17 protein-coding genes are annotated in these 21,886 nt (G+C 67.6%); 7 read left to right on the top strand and 10 right to left on the bottom strand.

The annotated features are described in order from the left end of the window. Positions 1 to 7 precede the first annotated feature (7 nt). The 7 genes from OXM58_08785 to OXM58_08755 form a co-directional block, all read right to left on the bottom strand. Positions 8 to 1,777 carry a 4Fe-4S binding protein gene (locus OXM58_08785; GenBank protein ID MDE0148456.1) on the bottom strand — a complete coding sequence of 590 codons (1,770 nt, stop codon included), beginning with the start codon at positions 1,775 to 1,777 and terminating at the stop codon, positions 8 to 10. A gap of 101 nt (positions 1,778 to 1,878) precedes the next feature. Then, entirely contained in the window at positions 1,879 to 4,704 is a 2,826-nt protein-coding gene (locus OXM58_08780; GenBank protein ID MDE0148455.1) for a molybdopterin-dependent oxidoreductase, read from the bottom strand. 61 nt (positions 4,705 to 4,765) lie between these two features. After that, positions 4,766 to 5,173: a LysR family transcriptional regulator gene (locus OXM58_08775; protein MDE0148454.1), complete on the bottom strand. Its 408-nt coding sequence runs from the start codon at positions 5,171 to 5,173 to the stop codon at positions 4,766 to 4,768. Positions 5,174 to 5,216: 43 nt separating this feature from the next. Then, positions 5,217 to 6,362: a CaiB/BaiF CoA-transferase family protein gene (locus tag OXM58_08770; protein ID MDE0148453.1), complete on the bottom strand. Its 1,146-nt coding sequence runs from the start codon at positions 6,360 to 6,362 to the stop codon at positions 5,217 to 5,219. A 60-nt stretch (positions 6,363 to 6,422) separates the two neighbouring features. Beyond that, positions 6,423 to 7,520, bottom strand: coding sequence for an LLM class flavin-dependent oxidoreductase (locus OXM58_08765; GenBank protein MDE0148452.1), 1,098 nt, complete (start codon positions 7,518 to 7,520; stop codon positions 6,423 to 6,425). A 126-nt stretch (positions 7,521 to 7,646) separates the two neighbouring features. After that, positions 7,647 to 8,663 (bottom strand): agmatinase, encoded by a 1,017-nt coding sequence (locus OXM58_08760; protein ID MDE0148451.1) that lies wholly within the window; start codon positions 8,661 to 8,663, stop codon positions 7,647 to 7,649. A 25-nt stretch (positions 8,664 to 8,688) separates the two neighbouring features. Further along, positions 8,689 to 9,672, bottom strand: a complete 984-nt coding sequence (locus OXM58_08755; protein ID MDE0148450.1) for an amidohydrolase family protein — start codon at positions 9,670 to 9,672, stop codon at positions 8,689 to 8,691. 186 nt (positions 9,673 to 9,858) lie between these two features. Between OXM58_08755 and OXM58_08750 the strand changes: the two genes are divergently transcribed. Together OXM58_08750 and OXM58_08745 are read left to right on the top strand one after the other, a co-directional pair. Then, positions 9,859 to 10,848, top strand: a complete 990-nt coding sequence (locus OXM58_08750) for an amidohydrolase family protein (protein ID MDE0148449.1) — start codon at positions 9,859 to 9,861, stop codon at positions 10,846 to 10,848. Positions 10,849 to 10,864: 16 nt separating this feature from the next. Beyond that, on the top strand, positions 10,865 to 12,007 hold the full coding sequence (locus OXM58_08745) for an acyl-CoA dehydrogenase family protein (GenBank protein MDE0148448.1): 1,143 nt from the start codon (positions 10,865 to 10,867) through the stop codon (positions 12,005 to 12,007). A 21-nt stretch (positions 12,008 to 12,028) separates the two neighbouring features. Here OXM58_08745 and OXM58_08740 read toward each other — a convergent pair whose 3' ends face one another. After that, positions 12,029 to 12,874: an alpha/beta hydrolase gene (locus tag OXM58_08740; GenBank protein MDE0148447.1), complete on the bottom strand. Its 846-nt coding sequence runs from the start codon at positions 12,872 to 12,874 to the stop codon at positions 12,029 to 12,031. 216 nt (positions 12,875 to 13,090) lie between these two features. Here OXM58_08740 and OXM58_08735 point away from each other — a divergent pair, with 216 nt between their 5' ends. After that, positions 13,091 to 13,795 (top strand): glutathione S-transferase N-terminal domain-containing protein, encoded by a 705-nt coding sequence (locus tag OXM58_08735; GenBank protein MDE0148446.1) that lies wholly within the window; start codon positions 13,091 to 13,093, stop codon positions 13,793 to 13,795. Between the two features lie 29 nt (positions 13,796 to 13,824). Beyond that, complete coding sequence (locus OXM58_08730) at positions 13,825 to 14,292, top strand: VOC family protein (protein ID MDE0148445.1); 468 nt, start codon at positions 13,825 to 13,827, stop codon at positions 14,290 to 14,292. Between the two features lie 16 nt (positions 14,293 to 14,308). On the opposite strand, the gene OXM58_08725 is transcribed toward OXM58_08730, so the two are convergent. Further along, positions 14,309 to 15,181: a hypothetical protein gene (locus tag OXM58_08725; protein ID MDE0148444.1), complete on the bottom strand. Its 873-nt coding sequence runs from the start codon at positions 15,179 to 15,181 to the stop codon at positions 14,309 to 14,311. A 97-nt stretch (positions 15,182 to 15,278) separates the two neighbouring features. After that, a complete protein-coding gene (locus tag OXM58_08720; protein ID MDE0148443.1) occupies positions 15,279 to 16,604 on the bottom strand; it encodes an aspartate aminotransferase family protein in 1,326 nt (441 codons plus the stop codon). 315 nt (positions 16,605 to 16,919) lie between these two features. Between OXM58_08720 and OXM58_08715 the strand changes: the two genes are divergently transcribed. The 3 genes from OXM58_08715 (at position 16,920) to OXM58_08705 (ending at position 21,868) form a co-directional block, all read left to right on the top strand. Continuing rightward, positions 16,920 to 17,798 carry a transporter substrate-binding domain-containing protein gene (locus OXM58_08715; GenBank protein MDE0148442.1) on the top strand — a complete coding sequence of 293 codons (879 nt, stop codon included), beginning with the start codon at positions 16,920 to 16,922 and terminating at the stop codon, positions 17,796 to 17,798. Positions 17,799 to 17,891: 93 nt separating this feature from the next. Then, positions 17,892 to 20,129 carry an NADP-dependent malic enzyme gene (locus tag OXM58_08710; GenBank protein ID MDE0148441.1) on the top strand — a complete coding sequence of 746 codons (2,238 nt, stop codon included), beginning with the start codon at positions 17,892 to 17,894 and terminating at the stop codon, positions 20,127 to 20,129. Between the two features lie 68 nt (positions 20,130 to 20,197). Then, a complete protein-coding gene (locus OXM58_08705) occupies positions 20,198 to 21,868 on the top strand; it encodes an MBL fold metallo-hydrolase (GenBank protein ID MDE0148440.1) in 1,671 nt (556 codons plus the stop codon). Positions 21,869 to 21,886: the final 18 nt, after the last annotated feature.

The following is a 21,886-nucleotide window of genomic DNA, read 5'->3' as shown; positions in this document are numbered from 1 at the left end:
GCCGGCCTCAGCCGACCCCTTCCGGAGACTCGGCCAGCGGCGCGCCCGGGCGCATGACGGTGCCGTCGAGCCGGGGCGGCGCAGCCCGGGCGCCGGAGCCGCGGTGCGGCTGCTTCGGCATGGCGAAGCCCTGCTGGTAGCCGGCGCGGGCGACGATCATGAACTTCCAGTAGACGCCGCCGAAGATGGCGAGGATGCTGCCGGCGAGCCAGACTCCGATGGCGATGCGCGTTCCGGTCTGCCCCATGCCGAGCGCGATCAGGCCGGCCAGGTACAGGAGCGCCGGCAACCCCGTGCCGAGGATCAACACGCGCCGGTGGACCTTCGCCAGCACCGCCCGGGCCAGCGGGCCGATTCCGCCGGCTGCCGCCGAGTGCAGATAGGCGGTCCACAGGATCAGACTTGCCGCCGCCAGGACGATGACGGCGACGCCCGCGGTCTGCATCGTCTTGAGGGCAAGCGCGCTGTAGACGAAGATTTCCAGCGGCACGAGCAACTGGAACGCCGCCAGCAGGCCGATGCTGAGCGCAAAGGCCGGCATCAGCAGGGCGAAGCCTTCGAGCAGGCCGGTCGAGACGATCATCCAGGGCATCAGGCGGTGCCGCCAGGCCGGAATGCCGCGCGCCCGGTAGAGGATCATCGCCTGACAAGCGAGGAAACCGAGCGCCGCCAGCGCGGCAACGGTCTGGGCCGCCGGATGCTGCGTCGCAATACCGAGCAGCACGGCGACGCCGAAGACGGCGACGACATACAGTTCGCGCGTCATCCAGGAGGTCTGTGGGCGCGACACCGCGCGCCAGAAACGCATCTTCCTGCCGATCTTCAGAAAGACGAAGAACAGGCCGATGGCCATCAGCCCGGCGCCGGCGAATTGCGCCGCAGAAAGCCACAGGCCGTATTCGGCGGCGGCCTCGGCCGGCACGGCGAAGGAGGCCAGCCAGGCGGCGAACACGAAGCCGCTGCCGACGCCGCCGAACATCCAGTTCATCGCGGCGCGCCAGTCCCAGAACGGCTGCAGCGTGCCGACCAGCGGGTTTGCCGGATCGGCCAGCCGCTCGTCGGCGAGGTCGGCTGCTTCCGGTTCGCGGCCCGGTACGGCCGGGGTGGTATAGAGATATTTGATCTGCGGATCGGTGCCGAGTTCCTCGTGCATCTGGAACGCCGGGTTGTCGCGCACGAGCTGCGAGACGTTGCTGTCCGGGTCGTTGTAATCGCCGAAAGTGATGGCCGAGGCGATGCAGGCGGCGGAGCAGGCCGGCGTCGCCTCGGGATCGAGGCCGGGGGTCAGGCCGGCTTCCAGGCCGCTGTCGACCCGGTCGATGCAGAAGGTGCATTTCTGGGCGACGCCGATCCGGCCGTCGTCGAACACGGCCTCTTCCTGGCGCGTGATCTCGCCATCGTAATAACCGTGGATCTCATGGGCGATGGTGCGGGCCTGATAGGGGCAGGCGACCGCACAATAGGCACAGCCGATGCAGACGTCGTAATCCATCGTCACCAGCCCGTCTTCGCGCTGGCGGGTCGCGCCGGTCGGGCAGACCGGGACGCAGGGCGGCTCGGCGCAATGCTGGCAGCCGGTGACGAGGAACTGGCGCTGGACGTTCGGATACTCGCCCTGCTCGACATCGATCACGCGCCGCCATTGGATATCCGGCAGCGTGTCGTTCCAGTGCTTGCAGGCGATGGTGCAGGTCTGGCAGCCGACGCAGCGGTTGACGTCGATCGCCATGCCCCAGCGCGGGGTGTGGGCGGGATCGTGGCAGAGGGCGTCAGCCATGACGGATCATATCGTTGCGCCCCACGGCACCCCCACCCGGCCCCTTCGCTCGCCGACCTCCCCCTCTGAAGAGGGGGAGGTATAGGGATCGATTGCCATTGTCACTCCGCGGCCTGGGCGAAGGCGGCGGTGGCGATGTTGCCGTCGTAGGAGCCCATTTCCTCGACGGCGAGCGGCTTCTGGAGGTGCTTCTCCGAGGCCTTGTAGACCTTGACGCACACGAGATCCGAGCCGGAGCCGGTGGAATCGGTGAGCTTGAGCGAGATGTCGGTCACGCTGTTCAGGCTCGGCCGGTTGAGGTCCTTGGCGAAGGGCGTCTTCCAGTGGTCGAACTGGCCGATCATCAGGACCGTGTCCGGCCGGATTCCCTCACGCAGCACGGCCGGGCCTTCGGTGCGCCCGGTGACCGATTCCACGACGACCTGCTCGCCGTCTTCGATACCCAGGTCCTGCGCCTTGCGCCGGTTGATCATCACGCCGCGGTGGCCGGCGATATTGTCGGCGACCTCGGCGATCAGCGGCAGGCCGACATTGGCGCCCCAGGCATACTGGAAGGAGCGGGCGGTCAGCGCCCAGAACGGGTATTCCTCCGGGTCGCGGCCGAAATCGCGGACGTAATCCTCCCAGATTTCCGGGAAAGATTCGTAGGTCGGCATGAACTCGTATTCGCGCAGCTGAGTTTCCCACCAGTCGACGCCGATCTCGCCCAGGCGGAGCGCCAGTTCCTGGCCGTGCCGGGTCAGCCGTTCCTGGTAGGGCAGCTCGAAGCGCAAATTCTGCTCTTCGAGCGCCGGGTAGATGTACCAGTCGAGCTGGTTGTAGTCCTTGAGCATGTAGCCGTGTTCGCGGAACCAGTCGAGGTCGCGGACCTGCTCGCCGCCGGTCATGTCCCACGATGCGGCCTTGCACATGTTGTCCCAGACGGTTTCCGACTCCGGCGGCTCGCCGGCCGGCAGGCTGAAATCGTACTTGCCGGGGCGCGCCAGCTTCGTGCCCGCCGCGCCGCCGTTGATGGCGCCGATATAGGCGTCGAGGATACCCGCTTCCTGGGCGAAGCGGGTCATGATGTCCGACATGTCCATCGTGTCGTTGACCGGCTCGATCGCCTTGGCGCGGATCGTCCAGCCTTCGTGGTGCCAGAAATTCTCCTGGAACTTGGTGCCGCCGATGCGGATCAGCTGGGTCGATTCCAGGTCGGTCGATTCCGGCAGCAGCACGTCGGCGAAATGGTTGGTCTCGTCCATCGTGTAGGCGAAGGCGACGATGAACGGGAAATCCGCCAGCTGGTTCGACACTTCCGGCGCGTTCCACGAGCTGATCGACGGGTTGGTGCGGTAGCACATCCAGATGTCCGGCGGATCGTGGCGCGGCCAGCTCTTCGGCTGGTGCTTCTGGAACAGCCAGGGCAGGTGCGCGGGCCCCAGGGCCGGCGACCACGGGCTGTCCGAGACCAGGGGCACCAGCGTCTTGTAGGCATTGCGGATATGCGGGTCGCGGTTCCACGCGTTCGACGACGTGGCGTTGAACTGGTAGCGCATGAAGCCGTCTTCGCCCGGCAGCACGGAGCCGACCCGCGACGCCGCCGGCCGCACCAGCTTCACCGCCGTGCCCAGCGTGCCGCCCGGCACCTCGAGCGCGCCGACGAGAACGGCCAGCATGGTGCGCGCCCAGCAGGTGTGATAGCCGCCCCAGCCGTTGTTCACGCTCTTACCGAGCAGGATGGCGACCGGGCGGAAGGGCAGGGTCTTGCCTTCGATCTCGATGGTCTCGCCGACGCAGGCATGGGCGATATATTCGTCGGCGACCCGCCGGATGGTCTCCGCCGGCACCTCGCATTCGGCCTCGGCCCATTCCGGCGTGTATTGCGCCATCAGGTCGAGCATGAGCTGGAAGGACGGTTTGGCCATCACTCCCTTATGGTCCCAGCGCTTGTTGTCCGGCCCCAGTTCGTAGCCGTCGACCGTGTAGGTGCCCTCCATCGCAGGGTCGGCGATGTCGGCGTCATAGGGTTTGGCCGCGCCGTCGGCGGCGTCCCAGATCAGCGGCTTGCCGTCCGGATCGCGGACGAAAAAGCCGTTGGGGCCGACCAGGTAGGGCGAATTGGAGCGGTTCTTGAGGAACGGCACGTCGCAGACGGCTTCCCAGCCGCGCTCGTGCACGATCCGGTGGATCAGGGCGAACAGGAAGGCGGCGTCGGTCTTCGGTTTGATCGGCACCCATTCGGCCGAGGCTGCCGCCGTGATCGACATGTGCGGCTCGACATGGATGCGCTTGGCGCCGCGCGCCCGGGCGTTGGCTTCGCGCCAGATGCCGACGACGCCGGACTGCGCCTCGGTGTTCGCGCCGCAGTTCAGGATGAAGTTCACATAGGGCGTGTCCGGCGCGACGATGAACGCGCGGTGCCACAGTTCGCCGTAGAGATGCTCGGAATGGTAGCACTTCACGCCCTGGCCGGCGCCGAAGCCCTGGTCGATGGGGCCCCAGGCCGCCATGAAGGCCGGGAAAGTGCCCATATACTGCACCGGCGTGCCGCCCCCGCCGGTCGAGGTCGCGAGGCGCGGATGGCCGTTCTCGTTGACCAGCCCTTTGGCGCGCACTTCGCGGAATTTCTCGCCGATGATGCCGAAGGCCTCTTCCCAGGAGATCGGCACGAAGCCCGGATCCTCGTCCCGCCCCTTGTTCGGGTTGGTCCGCTTCATCGGCTGCTTGATCCGGTTGGGATTGTAGGTCTTCTGAATCAGGCCGAACGCCTTGACGCAGACCCGGCCGCCGCCGGGATGCTCGTCCATGATGTCGAAATTGGCTTCCAGCCGTTCCGCCACGCCGTTGCGCACGGTGACTTTCGCAAGGTCCGGCCCCGCTACGCACTGGTAGCAGTAGAAGGGAACCTTCTTGACGTCGTCTTCGGAAGCGCCGGCTTTGGCCATGGTCGATACCCGGTCGGAATGAATGGCAGGCGGGAGAATAGCACGCTTTGCGGCGCGCGCCTCAAGCTTCGGCCAGGCGCGCCTTTTTCTTCGCCAGGCGGCCGCCCTGCTTCGCCTTGTCGATGACGAAGCGGATGTGCCGGGCCCGGCCGACATGGTCGAGCTCGTCATGGACGTTGACCTCGAAGACGATCCGCGGGCCCTCGACCTCGACGACCTCGGCGTTGACCGTCACGCTCTGGCCGATCAGGGTCGGGCCCAGATGGTCGATCTCGACCCGCGCGCCGACGGAATCCTCGCCGTCGTCGTGATGCGGCAGCAGCAGCTGCCGGCAGGTATGCTCGATATCGCGCACCATGAGCGGCGTGGCGTAGACCCGCAACTCGTCGCCCATGAAGGCGATGGTGCGCTCCTCGTCGATCCCGATCTTCTCCTCATGGACGGCGCCGGCTTTGAGTGTGTCTTTCATTTCGTTTCCCTGATGGTGGATGCCGGTACGGACATGGCGCGTCTCAGCCGATTGCGTTTGCGGCGCGCAGATCGGCGATTTCCCCGGCGGCAAAGCCCCAGGCGGCGAGCGCTTCTTCGGTATCGGCGCCGGGCGGCGAAGGCGGACGGCGGATCGTGCCGGGCGTGCGGCTGAAACGCGGCGCCGGTGCCGGCTGCACGACGCCGTCGACCTCCGCGAAGGTGCCGCGTGCCTTCATGTGCGCATGGTCCGGCGCCTCGTCGAGGTCCAGGACCGGCGCAAAGCAGATATCGGTGCCCTCCATGATGGCGCACCATTCGTCCCGGGTTTTGGTCCGGAAGACCGCAGCGAGTTTTTCGCGGATGACGGGCCAGCTCTCCCGGCTCATCTGCGGCGGCAGATCGGCCGGGTCGAGCCCGGTTTTCTCCAGCAGTTCGGCGTAGAACTTGGCTTCGATCGAGCCGATGGAGACGAATTTGCCGTCGCCCGTCTCGTAGACCGAATAGAAATGAGCGCCGCCGTCGAGCAGGTTCGCGCCGCGCATATTGCTCCACAGGCCGGCCGCCTTGAGGCCGTAGAAGGTCGTCATCAGCGAGGCCGCGCCGTCCACCATCGCCGCGTCCACGACCTGCCCCTTGCCGGACTGGCGCGCTTCAAGGAGCGCCGCCAGCACGCCGACCAGCAGGTAGAGCGTCCCGCCGCCGAAATCGCCGACCAGGTTGAGCGGCGGCACCGGCGGCCCGTCGGCCGGGCCGATGGCGTTGAGCGCGCCGGTGAGCGCGATGTAGTTCATGTCATGCCCGGCCGCCCGGGCCATCGGACCGTCCTGGCCCCAGCCGGTCATGCGGCCGTAGACCAGTTTCGGGTTGGTCGCGAAACAATCCTCCGGGCCGAGGCCCATGCGTTCGGTGACGCCGGGGCGGAATCCTTCGATCAGGACGTCGGCGCGGTCGATCAGCCGTTTGACGACCGCCAGCCCGTCCGGCGACTTGAGGTCGACGGCGACGGAAGGGCGGCCGCGGTGCAGCACCTGGTATTTCGCCGGCATGGCGATGCCGAGGCCCGGGTCGGTCAGCCGGTCCACCTTGACGACGTCGGCGCCCATGTCCGCGAGCATCATGCAGGCCATCGGTCCGGGTCCGATCCCGGCCAGTTCGACGACGCGCAGTCCCTCCAGCGGTCCGGGCATGAAATCAGGCTCCTTCGGGCGGGTTGCGCGCCGCGGCGGCGGCGGGGCGCTTCGGTCGGGTTATTCCGCTGCGGCGGCCATCCGCCCGGCGGCCGGGCCGATGGTCTTCAACTCCGGCATCACCTCGCGGGCGAACAGCCGCATGTTGGCCTCGGCGATGTCCTTCGGCATGCCGGCATATTTGAAAACCCCGACGAAACTGTCGGAACCGGCCTTGTCGGAAATGTCGACGATCTTCTCGTAGACCATCTCCGGCGTGCCCCAGACCTGCAGGCCGAGGAAAAACTCGGTCGCCGCGTCGTCGCCCTGCTTTTGCAGGTTTTCGGCGAACTTGCCGTAATATTCGTAGCCCTTCGTCGTCTTCAGGTGGTCGCCGGCGAATTCGTAATGCGCCAGCACGCTGTGCCAGTAGCCGCCGATATACTTCTTCGCCATCTCGTAGGCGCGCTCTTCGCTCTCGTCGACGAAGGTCCAGCCGGCGGCTATCGGCGCCGGCGCGTCGAAGCCGTTGACCCGCTGGAACAGCGCCCGGTATTCGGCCAGCTCCTTGGCGACATGGTCCCAGGGCTTCTGCGGGATGATGAGCAGGCCGACGCCCAGTTTCGCCATGATCTCGGCCGATTCGGGCGAGACCGCGGCGGCGTAGGTCCGGCCCCTGAAGCTCAGGTTGGCGCGCGGGCGCACGGCGGCGCGGGGCTGCGTGTAGAATTCGCCGTCATATTCGCAGAAGCCGGTTTCGAGGCCGCCCATGATCATTTCGGCGGCTTCGACGAAGCGGGCCCGGCTCTCTTCCATCGGCACCTTGAAGCCCTCGAACTCGCAGCGGCCGGCGCCGCGGCCCATGCCGAAGATCACCCGTCCGCCGGACATCACGTCGAGCATGGCGATCTGCTCGGCGACCCGGAACGGATCGCGCCAGGGCAGGACGACGACCATCGTGCCCAGTCTGGCCGTCGTGGTGCGGCCGGCGGCGTAGGCGAGGAACTGCACCGGGTCCGGGCACATGATGTAGTCGGTGATATGGTGTTCGGTCGCCCACACGGAGTCGAAGCCCAGCGGCTCCACCAGGTCCACCAGGGCCAGCTCGTCTTCCCAGACCGCGTGATCCGGCTGCTGTTTGCCGGGGTTCTGGAAAATGATGGATGCGCCGACATGCATGGCGGTTTTTCTCCGAGGTCGCGGGCCGTCGCGGGCAGGCCGGGTTGCCGCGAAAGTCCTACAACAGCCCTTTGCAGCGAGTCACCCCACTCCGGCCGGGCCAAATCGCGCCTCTTCCGGCCGCTCCTACTGCCCGACGCCGCGCAGTGCCGGCCAGCCGCCGTCCGGGATTTCGCCGGCCTTGATCTTTTTCGCGTGGAAGATGTAGCCGAGGAAGTTCACCAGGATCTGGGTGCAGAACAGGCTTGTCGCACCGCCCGGATCGTATTCCGGCGCCAACTCGACGAAATCGATGCCGACGACGTCGCCGCGCATCGCCGCCGCTTTCAGGAAGTCGCAGGTCTCGTAGTAGAGAAAGCCGCCGGGGCTGGGTGTGCCCGTGCCCGGCACCAACGACGGATCGAAGCCGTCCACGTCGATGGTGAAATAGAGCCGGGCATTCTCCGGTATCCGCTCGATCACCCCGGCGACGCCGAGTTCGCGGAAATCCCGCACCGAAAGAATGTCCGACTTGGCAGCGCGTGCATCGGCGAAGTCGGATTGCGCGCTCGAGCCGAGGTTGCGGATGCCGAGATGGGTGATGCCGGTAACGTGCCCGCATTCGGCGGCCCGGCGCAGCGGATTGCCCTGGCCGTGGCGCACGCCGAAGCGCTCGTCGACATAGTCGAGATGGGCGTCGATATGCACGATATGAACCGGCAGTTCGCCGTCGAAGGCGCGGATGCAGGGGATGTGCACCGCATGGTCGCCGCCCAGGACGACCGGCAGCGCGCCCGCGGCCAGGATCTTGCGCACGCCGTATTCGATATTGCCGAGGCATTGGAGGGCATCGATGTGGACCATGTCGGCGTCGCCGATATCGACGATGCGGACGTCGTCGCCGGCGAGGTGGAGGATGTCGTCCTCCGGATCGTAGGCGCCGTCGCCGATTGCGAAGAGCTGCGAGGCGTCCCGGAATCCTTTCGGCCCGAAGCGCGCGCCGGGGCGGACCTGGGTGCCGAGATCGAACGGCGCGCCCATGACGGCGACATCGGCCTCGATGGCGTCCCAGTCCGGCCGGTGCGGCTTCTTCATGAAGGTCGGGATGCCGACGAACGGCAGGTCGAGCCGGGCGGGCTTCGCTGGATCGGATGGCTCGGTCATGGGCAATACTTCCGGGATCGTCCGGCTATTCAAGGTCCAGGCCGAACAGGCGGATCGCGTTGGTCCGCCCGATCTTGAGGCGGTCGCTGTCAGCTATGGTCGGCGTCGCGTCGTACCATCGCGCCGCGTCTTCCATGCGCTCGAACGGATAGTCGGCGGAGAAATACATGCGGTCCGTTCCCATCACCTCGATGGTGCACTTGAAGGCGGGATCGTTGAAGAAGCCGCTCGTCGTGATGTGGAAATGCTCGACGAAATACTCGCCGAGCGGCCGCTTGCCGCGATAGCCGCGGGGCGAGAAGCGCATCCGCGCATCGAGCCGCCACAGGGCGAAGGGGATGTTCTCGCCGAGATGGCCGACCGCGATCCGCAGGTTGGGATAGTCGTCGAACAGGCCGGAGCCGCACAGGCGCAGCGCGTGGATCGAGGTTTCGACCGCGAAACCCCAGGGCGCGGCCATCAGCCAGCCATGGCCCTCGTAGTTGCGCGCCTGGGAGGGAATCTGCATCCGGGGATGGAGATAGAAGGGCACGTCGAGTTCCGACACGGTGGCCCAGAAGCTGCGGTATTCGGCGATGTCGTAATAGATCGCGCTGTCCGGCTCGTCCTTCTGGGTGAAGCCGTTGACCATCGCCCCCTTGAAGCCGAGGTCGCGCACGCAGCGGGTGAGTTCCGCCGACGCCGCATCGGGGTCCTGCATCGGCAGCGCCGCCAGGCCGGCATAGCGGTGCGGATACTTCGCCGCCGCCTCGGCGATCCTGTCGTTGGCCTTGCGGGCGACTGCGATCGCCTCGTCGGTATCGAGGATGCCCTGGACCGCCGGCGCGTTGAGCGACAGCAGCGCGAACTCGACGCCGCAGCGCTCCATCGCCTCGATGCGCCGCTCGCCGATATCCAGCAATTCCCGGGTGAATTCGTCCCAGCGCCCGGATTCCCCGGCGAAATGCCGGGAGCCGCCGAGGGTTTCCTCGATCGCCATATGCTCTTCGAACGCGATCTTGCCTTGCATCGATACCCTCCCTCCGGATGCCGGCCGCGCGCAGGAACGCGACCCGTGCGGCGGCTTCGCCGATCCGTTTATCCCAGATGGGCCGGGCCGTCGAACGGCGATCTGCACCGAAAGAGTAAAGAAATACGTGGAATGCGGCCCGGCCGCCCTTACGATGCGGCGGTCACGAGAGGGTCGGAGGGAAATATGGATGGCAAGATCGGCCTGGAAGAGCATTTCGCCATAGCCGATACGCTTCAGGATTCGGCGGGCTTCCTGCCGCCCGCGGATTGGGAGGAACTCTCCGGCCGCCTGATCGACCCGGAAGACCGGCGCCTGCGCGAGATGGACGCCCACGGCATGGAAATGATGATCCTGTCGCTCAACGCGCCAGCGGTCCAGGCGATTCCGGACGTGGCGCGGGCCGCCGAAGTTGCGCGCCGGGCCAATGACGACCTGGCGGAAAAGGTCGCCCGCCGGCCCGACCGCTTCCGCGGCCTCGCCGCCCTGCCGCTGCAAGACCCGGAACTCGCGGCGGCGGAACTGACGCGCTGCATCCGGGAGCTCGGCTTCGCCGGCGCGCTGGCCAACGGGTTTTCGCAGGTCGAGGGCGACGACACGCTGCTCTATTACGACCTGCCGCAATACCGGCCGTTCTGGGCGGTGTGCGCCGGGCTCGGCGTGCCCTTTTACCTCCATCCGCGCAATCCGCTGCCCCGGGACGCGCGCATCTATGACGGCCATCCCTGGCTGATGGGGCCGGGCTGGGCGTTCGGCCAGGAAACCGCCGTGCACGCGCTCCGGCTGATGGGCTCGGGCCTGTTCGACGATCATCCGGAATTGCAGATTATCGTCGGCCATATGGGCGAGGGCCTGCCCTTCAACATCTGGCGGGTCGACAACAAGAACGCCTGGACGAAGCGGCCCGGAAGCAGCGGCCCGCAGCCGGCGCAGAAGAGCTTCACCGAATATTTCCGGGAGAATTTCCATATCACCGTGTCGGGCAACTACTGCACCGAGGCGCTGCTGTGCTCGATACAGGTCATCGGGGCGGACCGGATCCTGTTCTCGACCGACTGGCCGTTCGAAAACGTCGATTATTCAGCAGCCTGGATGGACAGCGTCGACATCGCAGAGGCGGACCGGCTGAAAATCGGCCGGACGAACGCGCTCAGGCTGTTCGGTCTGGGCGGGTAGCGCGGCGGGCGAACCCATGCAGCTCAGCGAAACGCAACGGCAGATCCGGGATGCCGCCCGCGCTTTCGCGGCTCGCGCGATTGCGCCCTATGCGGCGGAATGGGACCGTCAGGAGGGCGCGCCGCGCGCCGTGCTGCGCGAGATGGCCGAAGTCGGCCTGATGGGCGTAACCGTCGATCCGGCCTGGGGCGGCGCCGGGGCCGATTTCGTCTCCTACGCCCTGGCGCTGGAGGAGATTTCGGCGGCCGACGGCGGCATCTCCAACATGATGGCGGCGAACAACTCGCCGGTCGCCGCCGCAATCCAACAACACGGCACGGAGCGCCAGAAGGCCGAATACCTGACGAAACTCACCTCCGGCGACTGGATCGGCTGCATCCACCTGACCGAGCCGCACGCCGGCTCCGATGCGGCCGCGATCCGCACCCGCGCGGAAAAGATGGAAGGTGGCTGGTGCCTCAACGGCCACAAGGCCTTCGTCACCGGCGGCGCGACGGCGGAACTGGCGATGATCGTCGCGGTCACCGACCCGGCGGCCGGCAAGCGCGGAATCTCCGCCTTCGTCACGCCGACGGACAATCCGGGCTACCGGGTGATCGCGGAGGAGCGCAAGCTCGGCCACCGCACCAACGACACGGCGCAGGTCGTGTTCGAGGACATGATCGTGCCGGAGGCCGACCTGCTGGGCGCGGAAGGCCGGGGCCTCGGCATCGCGCTCGCCAACCTGTCCGCCGGCCGGATCGGCGTGGCGGCCCAGGCGGTCGGCGGCGCCCGCGCGGCGCTCAAGGCGGCCCGCGACTATGCGAAGGAGCGCGAGGCGTTCGGCCGGCCGATCGCCGAACACCAGGCGATCGCCTTCAAGCTGGCCGACATGGCGACGCAGATCGAGGCGGCGCGCCAGCTCTACCTCCACGCCGCCGCTCTCAAGGACGCGGGGCGGGACTGCGCCGCCGAGGCCTCGATGGCCAAGCTCTTCGCCTCGGAAATGGCCGAGCGTGTCGCCTCCGGGGCGATCCAGATCCACGGCGGCGCCGGTTTCCTCAACGATTTCCCGGTCGAGAAAATCTACCGCGACGTGCGGGTCTACCAGATCTACGAGGGCACCTCGGAGATCCAGAAAATCCTGATCGCCCGCCACCTCGATTCGCTGGACCTGTAGTCTGTGCGACTGGTGCCGTCCCTACGCAGGGCCATCGACAATCCCCTCCAGCGCCTCGAACAGCGCGCTCGCCGGGTCGGCCCAGTCGGCCATGATGGAGAAATGATCGGCGCCGGCGCATTCGATCGCCGTCACGGCGGCCCCGGCCTGCCGGCACACTTCCGCATAGGCTTCGGACTGGCCGCGGAACGCCGCCGGCTCCTTGCCGCCCCAGGCGATGGCGAGGGGCATCCCGGCGCGCGGCGGCCGGTGGATCGGGCTGTTGCGTTGCGCGCCGGCTTCGTCGAGTGCGAGCCAGTCGTTGGCGAAGGTGCGGCGCAGGGGCGCCAGGTCGAACAGGCCGCTCACCGGCGCGGCCGACGCGATAATGTCCGCCGGCAGGCCCCATTCAGCCTGCCAGCCTTCGGCCGCCAGCATCCCGGCCAGATGCCCGCCGGCCGAATTGCCCGCGACATGGATCGCCGCCGGGTCGCAGCCGTATTCGGCGGCGTGGGCATGGAACCAGGCGACGGCGCGGCGGGCGTCGTCGACGATCCCGTCGACCGTCGCGGCCGGGGCCAGGCGGTATTCGACCGGCACCCAGGCGACACCCCGCGCGTTCCAGGCCGGGCCGGGAAAGCGCCGGCCTTCCTTGGCGCCGCCCTTCCAGTAGCCGCCGTGGAAATAGAGGATTGCGGCCCGCGCGCCCTCCGGCGGCGCCAGGATGTCCAGCCGGTGCCGCGGGTCCGGGCCGTAGGCGAGGTCGAGCGCGGCGCTGTCGAGGCCGGTCAGCGCGGCGCTCGCTTCGGCATAGCGCGCCTGGATGGCCGGCAGGTTCGGCACGGAGGCTTCGATGTCGTAGGCGGCGTCGAGGTCGGGGTCGCTCACGGGAATTCCTGTCGTTCGCGTTGTCTGCCGGCGGCTTCGGCGAGCGCAGCCGTCCCGGCGCTTGTTACCACAATCGCGCTGCGCAGTGCGCGTCGAACCGGGCGGCGCTGCGCCGGCGCTCCCCGATCTCGCGGCAGGGCCGGTTTCGTGATAGGTCCGGGCGAGGGCGGCGCCTCAATCGTTGCCGCCAGCCGGTTTCCCCGAGGACATCCGCCCATGATCGACGCCTGGTTCTGGCCCACGCCGAACGGCTGGAAAATCTCCATCGCCCTGGAGGAGATGGCGCTCGACTACCGGATCGTCCCGGTCAACATTTACAAGGGCGCGCAGTTCGAGCCGGACTTCCTCGCCATCAGCCCGAACAACCGGATGCCGGCGATCGTCGATCACGCACCGGCCGACGGCGGCCCGCCGCTCCCGGTGTTCGAATCCGGCGCCATCCTGATCTACCTCGCCGAGAAGACCGGGCGCTTCCTGCCGGCCGACCTGCGCGGGCGCAAGACCGTGCTCGAATGGCTGTCGTGGCAGCTCGGCGGCGTCGGCCCGATGTTCGGCCAGGCCGGCCATTTCTCGCTCTACGCCCCGGAGCCGATCCCCTACGCCATCGAGCGCTACCGCGCCGAGATGCTCCGGCTCTACGGCGTACTCGACCGCCGGCTCTACGGCCGCGAGTTCATCGCCGGCGACTATTCCATCGCCGACATGGCGTGCTGGCCCTGGGTCATCACCTACAAGGGGCAGAAGGTCGACCTTGGCGAATTCCGGAACGTCAGGCGCTGGTACAAGGCGCTGCAGCAGCGGCCGGCCCTGCGCCGCGGCTACGACGCCGGCAAGGAACTTGGCAAGCTGATGCTGGAGTGGGACGAGGAAACCAAGCAGAACCTGCTGCCTGGCTACAAGCCGAAGGAAACGGCCGCTTAGCGCCTGCCGGCTATCGCGCGGAGAAACAGATGATCGAGATCAACGGCGCCGCCCACATCATCCTGACGGTGAGCCAGTGGGAGAAGGCGCGGGAATTCTATTCCGGACTGCTGCCCTTCCTCGGCCTCAAGAAGGTCTATGACGGCAACAATTTCCTCTACCATGTCGGCGGCCGCACCGCGCTCGGCATCCAGCGCTGCTCGGAAGACTATGCCGGCGAGCGCTTCGCGGCGACCCGGGTCGGCCTGCATCATTTCTGCTTCCGGGCGCGCAGCCGGGAGGATGTCGACGCGGCGGCCGCGCATGTGCGCAGCATCGGCGGCTTCATCGACCGCGGCCCGCTGGAAGGCGACTTTGCGCCGGGCTACTACTATTTTGTCTTCGAGGACCCCGATGGCATCCGGCTCGAAATCAATTACATACCGGGCAAGGGCCTGCTGGTCGGCGACACGCCGCTCAGCCCGAGCGACGATCCGGACTGGGACCAGAATCCGTGAAGGCCTCCGGCACGGATCACGCCGCGGCGTAGATCGAGTCCCGGTACGAGGCGTCGCCGAGGCCGCCGTCGGGGAAGATTCCACGCTCGGCGACCCAGGTGCGCGAGCGTTCGAAAATGTCCTCGGTATAGGGCTCGAAGACCAGCCGTTCGCCGGGGCCGAAGCGGCGCACGTCCATCTCGTCGTGGAACCGTTCAGGGAATTCCCGCCGGTAGTGATGGCGGTGCCGTTCGAGCCGGAGATCGATCTCGATCTGGGCGCGGCGCAGGGCCTCGAAAAACTTTTCGACGTCGCCGGGATCCGGATCGCCGGTGATCATCGACGCCATCATGAAGCTGGTGTCGACGATCTTGCGGAAGCCGAGCTGCTCGGCGAAATAGTACGGCCCGCTGAACAGGCTGGCCGCCGGAACCTTGCCGTCGATCAGCAGTTCGAGCCGGCGGAAGAGCAGACCGTCGGCGAAGGACAGCGCGATATCCTCCGGCGCCATGAAGTCTTCGAGCGTCTGGATGGTCGAATAGTGGCTGCCCGACTGGTAGCCGACCGAAATCGGCACCCCGGCCAGGTCTTCGGGCCGGCGGATGGCAGAGTCCGCCGGGACGAAAATCCCGCAGGGCGAGACCGAGTAGCAGCCGGCGTAGAGCTTGCCGTGGCCCGACGCGGCGGCGGCGTTGACCGTCCAGTGGCAGGCGGCGCTGACATCGCAGGTCCGTCCCGCCTCGAAGGTCTGGTAGGCGCCGATCCTGTCGCCCAGGTCGTGATCGCTGCCGTCGCGCGAACCGAGCTGCTCGCGAAACGTGTAGTCGAGTCCGACGTCGGAGAAGAATCCCTTCTCCTCCGCCACCCATTCATGCAGCCGCATATGCGGCGAAACGACGAATCGCGCCATGTTTTCGCTCCCGTCCGGTCCTGCGCGGATGATGGCACGGATTGCCAGCCGCGGCCATAGCCGCCAAGGGCCGCGGGACTTCCGGTTACGGGGCGGGCTACGCAGCGAGCGCCGTATCGAGCGCCGTGCCCAGCCGGTCGACGATCGCTTCGACATGGCCGGCGTCGATAGTGTAGGGCGGCGCGAGCAGGACATGGGCGCCCGACAGGCCGTCGATCGTGCCGCCCATCGGATAGACCATCAACCCTTCGTCCAGCGCCGCCGCCTTGATTTTCGCCGGCAGCTTGCGTTCCGGCTCGAACGGCTCCTTGGTGCCGCGGTCCCGGACGATCTCGACGCCGACCAGCAGGCCCCGTCCGCGGATGTCGCCGACATGCGGATGCTGGCCCAGTGTCATGCGCAGGCCCGCCTGCAGGTCGTCGCCGCGCGTGCGGACGTTGGCCAGCAGATCGTCCTCCTCGATGGCGTCGATCACGGCGTTGCCCGCGGCGCAGGCCACCGGATGGCCCATATAGGTATGGCTGTGCTGGAAGAAGCCGCTGCCATCGGCGATGGCCCGGAACACCCGGTCGGCCGCCATCACGGCGCCGATCGGCTGGTAGCCGGCGCCCAGCCCTTTGGCGAGGGTCAGCAGGTCGGGCACGACTTCGTCCTGCTCGCAGGAGAACATGGTGCCGGTCCGCCCCATGCCGCACATGACCTCGTCGAGGATCAGCAGGATGCCGTAGCGGTCGCAGATTTCGCGGATGCGCCTGAAATAGCCGGGCGTCGGCGGCACGGCGCCCGCCGTCGCGCCCATCACGGTCTCGGCGATGAAGGCGGCGACGGTATCCGGCCCGAGTTCGAGGATCTTCTTCTCCAGTTCGTCGGCGACCCGCAGCCCGTAGACCTCCGGCGTCTCCTCGAGCCGGCGCCCGCGATATTCGTAGCAGGGCTCGATGCGGTGGGTCTCGATCAGCAGCGGCTCGAACTGGGCACGGCGCCAGCGGTTGCCGCCGGCGGCGAGCGCGCCCAGCGTATTGCCGTGGAAGCTCTGGCGCCTTGTGATGAACCTGGTGCGCCCGGTCTCGCCGCGTTCGACGAAATACTGGCGCGCCATCTTGAGCGCCGATTCGATGGCTTCCGAGCCGCCGCTGACGAAAAACACTTTGTCGAGGTCTCCGGGCGCGCGGTCGGCCAGCTTTTCCGCCAGCCGTTCGACGGGGCAGTTGGTGAAATAGCCGGTGTGGGCGAAGGGAATCCGCTCCAGCTGTTCGGTAATCGCCCGCTTCACCCGGCCGTCCGAGTGGCCGAGGCAGGACACCGCCGCCCCGCCGCAACCGTCGAGATATTCCCGGCCGTCGGTATCGTAGATGTAGACGCCTTCGCCGTGGGACACCGTCGGCATGGCGCCCGAGGGCGAGCGATGGAAAACGTGGGTCATGGGGCGGGGATCCGTCGCGCGGGATTGTCGGCTGCCGTCGAAAGAACGGTCGAGCAGGTTGCCGGATGTGTTCGCCATGCCGTCCATGTTCAATCCCCGGAGCGCCCCGGTCGCAAATATGTGATGGAATAATACGCCGCCACCGAACGATTACAACATGTTGCGATTTTCAAGACAAATTTTCAAAATGTGGTATCCGATCGGCCGCGGCGCGCGATTCCGGGGGGCTATCTGCCGGCATCCTGCCCGAAGGCCGGACGTCGGCGGGCAGTCCGGCGAGACAGCCTGTAACATCCTGCCCAGGGGAGGTCTTCGATGATCAGGAAGCTGATGACGGGCGGCGCGGTGGCCGCCGCGCTTTTCGGCGTACCGGAACTTCCGGCCCGGGCGGACACGCTCGACGACATCGTTGCGCGCGGCAAGATCGTTGCCGGCGTCAAGGCCGATTTTCCGCCGTGGGGCATGCGCGACGCCGCCGGAAAAATGGTCGGCATGGAACACGACATGATTGCGGATTTCGCCCGGCGCCTGAGCAAGGCGGCGGGCAAGCCCATCGCTGTCGAAAAAGTCGTCGTGGTCGCGTCGAACCGGATGCAGTTCCTGGTGCAGGGCAAGACGGACATGTTCGTTGCAACGATGTCCAACAAGCCGGAGCGGCGCAAGATCGTCGGCATCGTCCAGCCCGGCTACTATTCGTCGGGCGTCGCCGTTCTCGCGCACAGGCATTCCGGCATCGACGGCTGGGCTTCGCTGAAGGGCAGGAAGGTCTGCGGCATTCAGGGGGCCTGGTACAACAGGGACCACGGCCTCAAGAACGGCGCCGAAGTGATCGCCTTCAAACGGGTTGCCGAAGTCGAGAAGGCCCTGCTGGAGAGGCGTTGCGCCGGCTGGCTCTACAGCGACAGCGCTTTCATCGCGCGCAAGGTGAATTCGCCGAAAAAATGGACCGATTTCGAGATCGCGACGCCGATCGTCGACAATGTTCCGTGGGGCGCTGCCGTGCGAAAGGAAGACCTTGACGGCCGCCTCGGCAGGATGCTCTCGGCGGCGATTATCGACTGGCACAGGTCCGGCTTCCTGATCGCATTGGAAAGGAAATGGGGCATCCCCGCAATCCGGTGGCTTGTCGACATGCGCAGGAGGTGCCTGGCCGGCGACAAAGTCTGCGACGACGTATACGATCCGGGCGAATAAGCTTCGGCAAAACCCGCCGGACGACCGCCACCTTCGGTGATACGGTCCCTGACTGCGTTAGATCACATTCCGCCGGTTTGAAGAGGGCAGCACATGGACCGGGACGCGTTGCGCTATCACGAGGCCGGGCGGCCGGGAAAACTGGCGATCCGCCCGACCAAGCCGCTGGCCAACCAGCGCGATCTGGCGCTCGCCTATTCGCCCGGCGTCGCCGAGGCCAGCAGCGCGATTGCCGAACGGCCGGGCGACGCGGCGCGCTACACGGCGCGGGCCAATCTGGTCGCGGTCGTGACCAACGGCTCGGCCGTGCTCGGCCTCGGCAATATCGGCGCGCTGGCGGCGAAGCCGGTCATGGAAGGCAAGGCCGTCCTGTTCAAGAAATTCGCCGATATCGACGTGTTCGACATCGAGATCGACGAGAGCGACCCGGATGCGCTCGCCGATACGATCCGGCGGCTCGAGCCGGCGTTCGGCGCCATCAACCTCGAAGACATCAAGGCGCCGGACTGCTTCCTGGTCGAGAACCGGCTGAAGGCGGAGATGAACATTCCCGTCTTCCACGACGACCAGCACGGCACCGCCATCGTGGTCGGCGCCGCCGTCGTCAACGCGATGCATCTGCTGGGCAAGGACCTGGGACGGGTCAAGCTGGTCTCGACCGGCGGCGGCGCGGCCGGCATCGCCTGCCTGAACCTGCTGCTCGACCTCGGCCTCAAGCGCGAGAATGTCTGGCTGGTCGATGTCGACGGGCTGGTCCACACGGGACGCGATGCGGAACCGCACAAGGCGGCCTTTGCCCAGGACGCCGACGCCCGCACGCTGGACGACGCGATTGACGGCGCCGAGATTTTCCTCGGCCTCTCCGGGCCGAAGGTGCTGAGCGCTGACCAGGTCCGCCGCATGGGGCCCGATCCGTTGGTCATGGCGCTGGCCAACCCGGTGCCCGAGATCATGCCGGAACATGTTCGCGACGCGCGGCCCGACGCCATCGTCTGCACCGGCCGGACCGACTATCCGAACCAGGTCAACAACGTCCTGTGCTTTCCGTTCATCTTCCGTGGCGCGCTCGATGTCGGCGCGACGGCCATCAACCGGGAGATGGAGCTCGCCTGCGTCTCGGCTCTGGCGGAACTCGCGCGCGCCGGCATCACCGACGAGGTCGCCCGCGCCTATGGCGACCAGCGGCTGCGGTTCGGCCGCGACTACCTGCTGCCCCGGCCGTTCGATCCGCGGCTGCTCGGCGCCATCGCGCCGGCCGTCGCCGCGGCGGCGATGGAGAGCGGCGTGGCGGCGCGGCCGCTGGCCGACCTCGACGCCTACCGCGCACGGCTTTCGAGCTTCGTCTACCGCACCGGTTTCCTGATGCGGCCGATCTTCGACAGCGCCCGGGCCGCGCCGCGCAAGGTGATCTTCGCCGAGGGGGAAGACCGGCGGGTGCTGCGGGCGATCCGGAACATTCTCGACGAGGGCATCGCCGTCCCCATCGCCACCGGGCGGCCGGACCGGATCGCCGCGCTTTGTGCCGAAATGGGCCTGCGCATCGCGCCCGGGCGGGACTTCGAGGTGTTCGACCACGACGACGAGGCGCTGGTCGAGGACTATGGCGCGAAACTCCACAGCCTGCGCGCCCGCGACGGCATCGGCCCGGAAGCTGCCCGCAAGCTGTTCCGGACCAGCGATACGCTGGCCGCGGCGATGCATGTCCGCGAGGGCGGCGCGGCCTGCCTGATCTGCGGCACCAGCGGCCATTATGCGACCCACCTGCAATGGATCGACCGGATATTGGGAACCGGGGCGGAGACCGTCTCGGCCCTGGTGCCGCTGATCATGGATACCGGCACCGTCTTCATCGCCGACGGCTATGTGAACTACGAGCCGGATGCGGAGGAAATCGCCGGGATCTGCCGTGCCGCGGCGGCGCAGGTGCGCGCCTTCGGGCTGACGCCGCGGGTCGCGCTGATCAGCCACGCCAATTTCGGCGCCCATTCCAGCCCGAGCGCGGCCCGGATGCGGCGCGCCACCGAAATCCTCACGGAGACCGGGGCGGATTTCGAGTTCGAGGGCGAGATGCAGCTCAATCTGGCCTTCGACAAGGCGGCGCGCGACCGCTTCCTGCCCTGCGCGCGGCTCACCGACCGGGCCAATATCCTGGTGTTTCCGGGCATGGATGCGGCCAACGCGGCGATCCATGCGCTGTCCGCACTGGGCAACGCCCAGCCGATCGGCCCGATCCTGCTCGGCTATGGCGGCGCGGCCCATATCGTAACGCCGAACGCCACCGTGCGCGGGCTGCTCAACGTCGCGGCGATTGCGAGCGCCGGAAAGGTCTGATTGACAGTCCCGGCCGGAACACGGCTTTACAGGGCTGCCAGCAGCATATGCAGGAAACGGACCAGCGCATGACCGTGCACCCCAGTCTCGCCCGCCAGAACAGGAAGTTCGAACCGTCGATCCGCACCGTCGCCGGCCGATATCACGTCGCCTACGGGTTCAGCCCGTCCAACTGTACGCTCGTCGAGGGCGAGGACGGCTGCGTGCTCGTCGATACGCTGCCGACGGTGGAGTTTGCCGAGCCGGTCGCCGAACGATTCCGGCAGATCACGGACAAGCCGATCCGCGCCGTGGTCTACACCCATGTCCACCCGGACCATATCAGCGGCGTGAAGGCCTTCGTTTCCGAAGAAGAGGTCCGCTCGGGCGCCGTCGAGATCATTGCGCTCGACGAACTGACCGACCACCTGGCGCGCGACAGCGGCCTGCTCGCGCCGGTGCTGGCGCGCCGGGCGATGTATACCTTCGGCTTCCAGCTGCCGCGCGACGAGAGCGGCAATGTCGGGACCGGCCTCGGCCCGCCCAACATTCCGGGCCGGCGCAGCTTCATCGCGCCGACCCGCACCTTCGCCGGGCAGGAGACAATAGAAATCGCGGGTGTGTGCCTGACCCTGATCCATCTGCCGAGCGAAACCGACGACCAGGTCGTCGTCTGGAGCGGGGACGACCGCGTTCTCCTGTCGGCCGACGTCATCCAGGGCGAGACTTTCCCCAACATCTACGCCCTGCGCGGCACGGGCTTCCGCAACCCGATGGTCTGGGTCCGCGCCATCGACCGGCTGCGCGGCCTGCAACCCGAAACGCTTATCCCGCATCACGGCCGGCCGGTGTCCGGTGCCGACGCGGTCTCCGGCGTCCTCACGGCCTATCGCGACGCCATCCAGCATCTCCACGACCAGACCGTGCGCTGGATCAACAGGGGCGCGACGCCGGACGAACTGGCCGACCGTGTCGCCATGCCGCCGCACCTGGCGGAGCATGAGTGGCTGGGCGAGTTCTACGGCAGCTACAAACACTCGGCGCCGGCCATCTATGCCGGCTATGTCGGCTGGTTCGACGGCGACCCCGCGAAGCTCGATCCGCCGCCGCGGCAGGACCGGGCGGCGCGCTATGTCGGCCTGATGGGCGGCCGGGACGCCTTGCTTCGGGAGGCCGGCGCCGCTCTGGAAAAGGGCGACGCCCAGTGGTGCGCCGAACTGACCGGCTGGCTGGTCGCGGCCGACACCGGCGATACGGAGGCCCGCAGCCTGCGCGCCGACGCCCTGCGCCGGTGGGGACTGGCCCAGGCGAACACCAACTGGCGCAACTGGGCCCTGACCGCCGCGCTGGAACTGGAGGGCAAACTCAAGCCGCCGCGCGGCCTGCCCTTCGGCCACCCGGACACCGTGCGCGCCTTCCCGATGGCGCGGATGCTCGAAACGATGACCGTCCGCCTGCGGGCGGAAGCGGCGCTGGACACGCACATGACGGTCGCCTTCGAGACGACGGACACGGACGAAGCCTGCGCGCTGCAGGTCCGCCGCGGCGTCTGCCAGTTCCACGCCGCTCCGCCGGAGAATGCCGATATCCGCTTGCGCTTCAGCCGGGCCTTCCTGGAGTCGACCGTGACCGGCGGCGCGCGTTTTCCAGACGGCGTGGCGGCCGGCGACATCGCCGCAACCGGGGATACGGGCGGGATCGACGCCTTCTTCGCCCTGTTCGAGACGCCGTCGCTCGAAATGCCGATCGTCGCGCGATAGGCCGGAGTTCGACACGCC

It is taken from the genome of Rhodospirillaceae bacterium (genome assembly GCA_028819475.1).
In the GTDB taxonomy this organism is placed as follows: Bacteria; Pseudomonadota; Alphaproteobacteria; order Bin65; family Bin65; genus Bin65.
Note: the sequence above shows the minus strand (reverse complement) of the source record. Positions and strands in the feature narration are given on the sequence as shown.

Bases quoted from the DNA above. Each gene is read 5' to 3' on its own strand.
- OXM58_08785 (MDE0148456.1), bottom strand. From the start codon at position 1,777: ATGGCTGACGCCCTCTGCCACGATCCCGCCCACACCCCGCGCTGGGGC.
- OXM58_08780 (MDE0148455.1), bottom strand. From the start codon at position 4,704: ATGGCCAAAGCCGGCGCTTCCGAAGACGACGTCAAGAAGGTTCCCTTC.
- OXM58_08775 (MDE0148454.1), bottom strand. From the start codon at position 5,173: ATGAAAGACACACTCAAAGCCGGCGCCGTCCATGAGGAGAAGATCGGG.
- OXM58_08770 (MDE0148453.1), bottom strand. From the start codon at position 6,362: ATGCCCGGACCGCTGGAGGGACTGCGCGTCGTCGAACTGGCCGGGATC.
- OXM58_08765 (MDE0148452.1), bottom strand. From the start codon at position 7,520: ATGCATGTCGGCGCATCCATCATTTTCCAGAACCCCGGCAAACAGCAG.
- OXM58_08760 (MDE0148451.1), bottom strand. From the start codon at position 8,663: ATGACCGAGCCATCCGATCCAGCGAAGCCCGCCCGGCTCGACCTGCCG.
- OXM58_08755 (MDE0148450.1), bottom strand. From the start codon at position 9,672: ATGCAAGGCAAGATCGCGTTCGAAGAGCATATGGCGATCGAGGAAACC.
- OXM58_08750 (MDE0148449.1), top strand. From the start codon at position 9,859: ATGGATGGCAAGATCGGCCTGGAAGAGCATTTCGCCATAGCCGATACG.
- OXM58_08745 (MDE0148448.1), top strand. From the start codon at position 10,865: ATGCAGCTCAGCGAAACGCAACGGCAGATCCGGGATGCCGCCCGCGCT.
- OXM58_08735 (MDE0148446.1), top strand. From the start codon at position 13,091: ATGATCGACGCCTGGTTCTGGCCCACGCCGAACGGCTGGAAAATCTCC.
- OXM58_08730 (MDE0148445.1), top strand. From the start codon at position 13,825: ATGATCGAGATCAACGGCGCCGCCCACATCATCCTGACGGTGAGCCAG.
- OXM58_08725 (MDE0148444.1), bottom strand. From the start codon at position 15,181: ATGGCGCGATTCGTCGTTTCGCCGCATATGCGGCTGCATGAATGGGTG.
- OXM58_08720 (MDE0148443.1), bottom strand. From the start codon at position 16,604: ATGACCCACGTTTTCCATCGCTCGCCCTCGGGCGCCATGCCGACGGTG.
- OXM58_08715 (MDE0148442.1), top strand. From the start codon at position 16,920: ATGATCAGGAAGCTGATGACGGGCGGCGCGGTGGCCGCCGCGCTTTTC.
- OXM58_08710 (MDE0148441.1), top strand. From the start codon at position 17,892: ATGGACCGGGACGCGTTGCGCTATCACGAGGCCGGGCGGCCGGGAAAA.
- OXM58_08705 (MDE0148440.1), top strand. From the start codon at position 20,198: ATGACCGTGCACCCCAGTCTCGCCCGCCAGAACAGGAAGTTCGAACCG.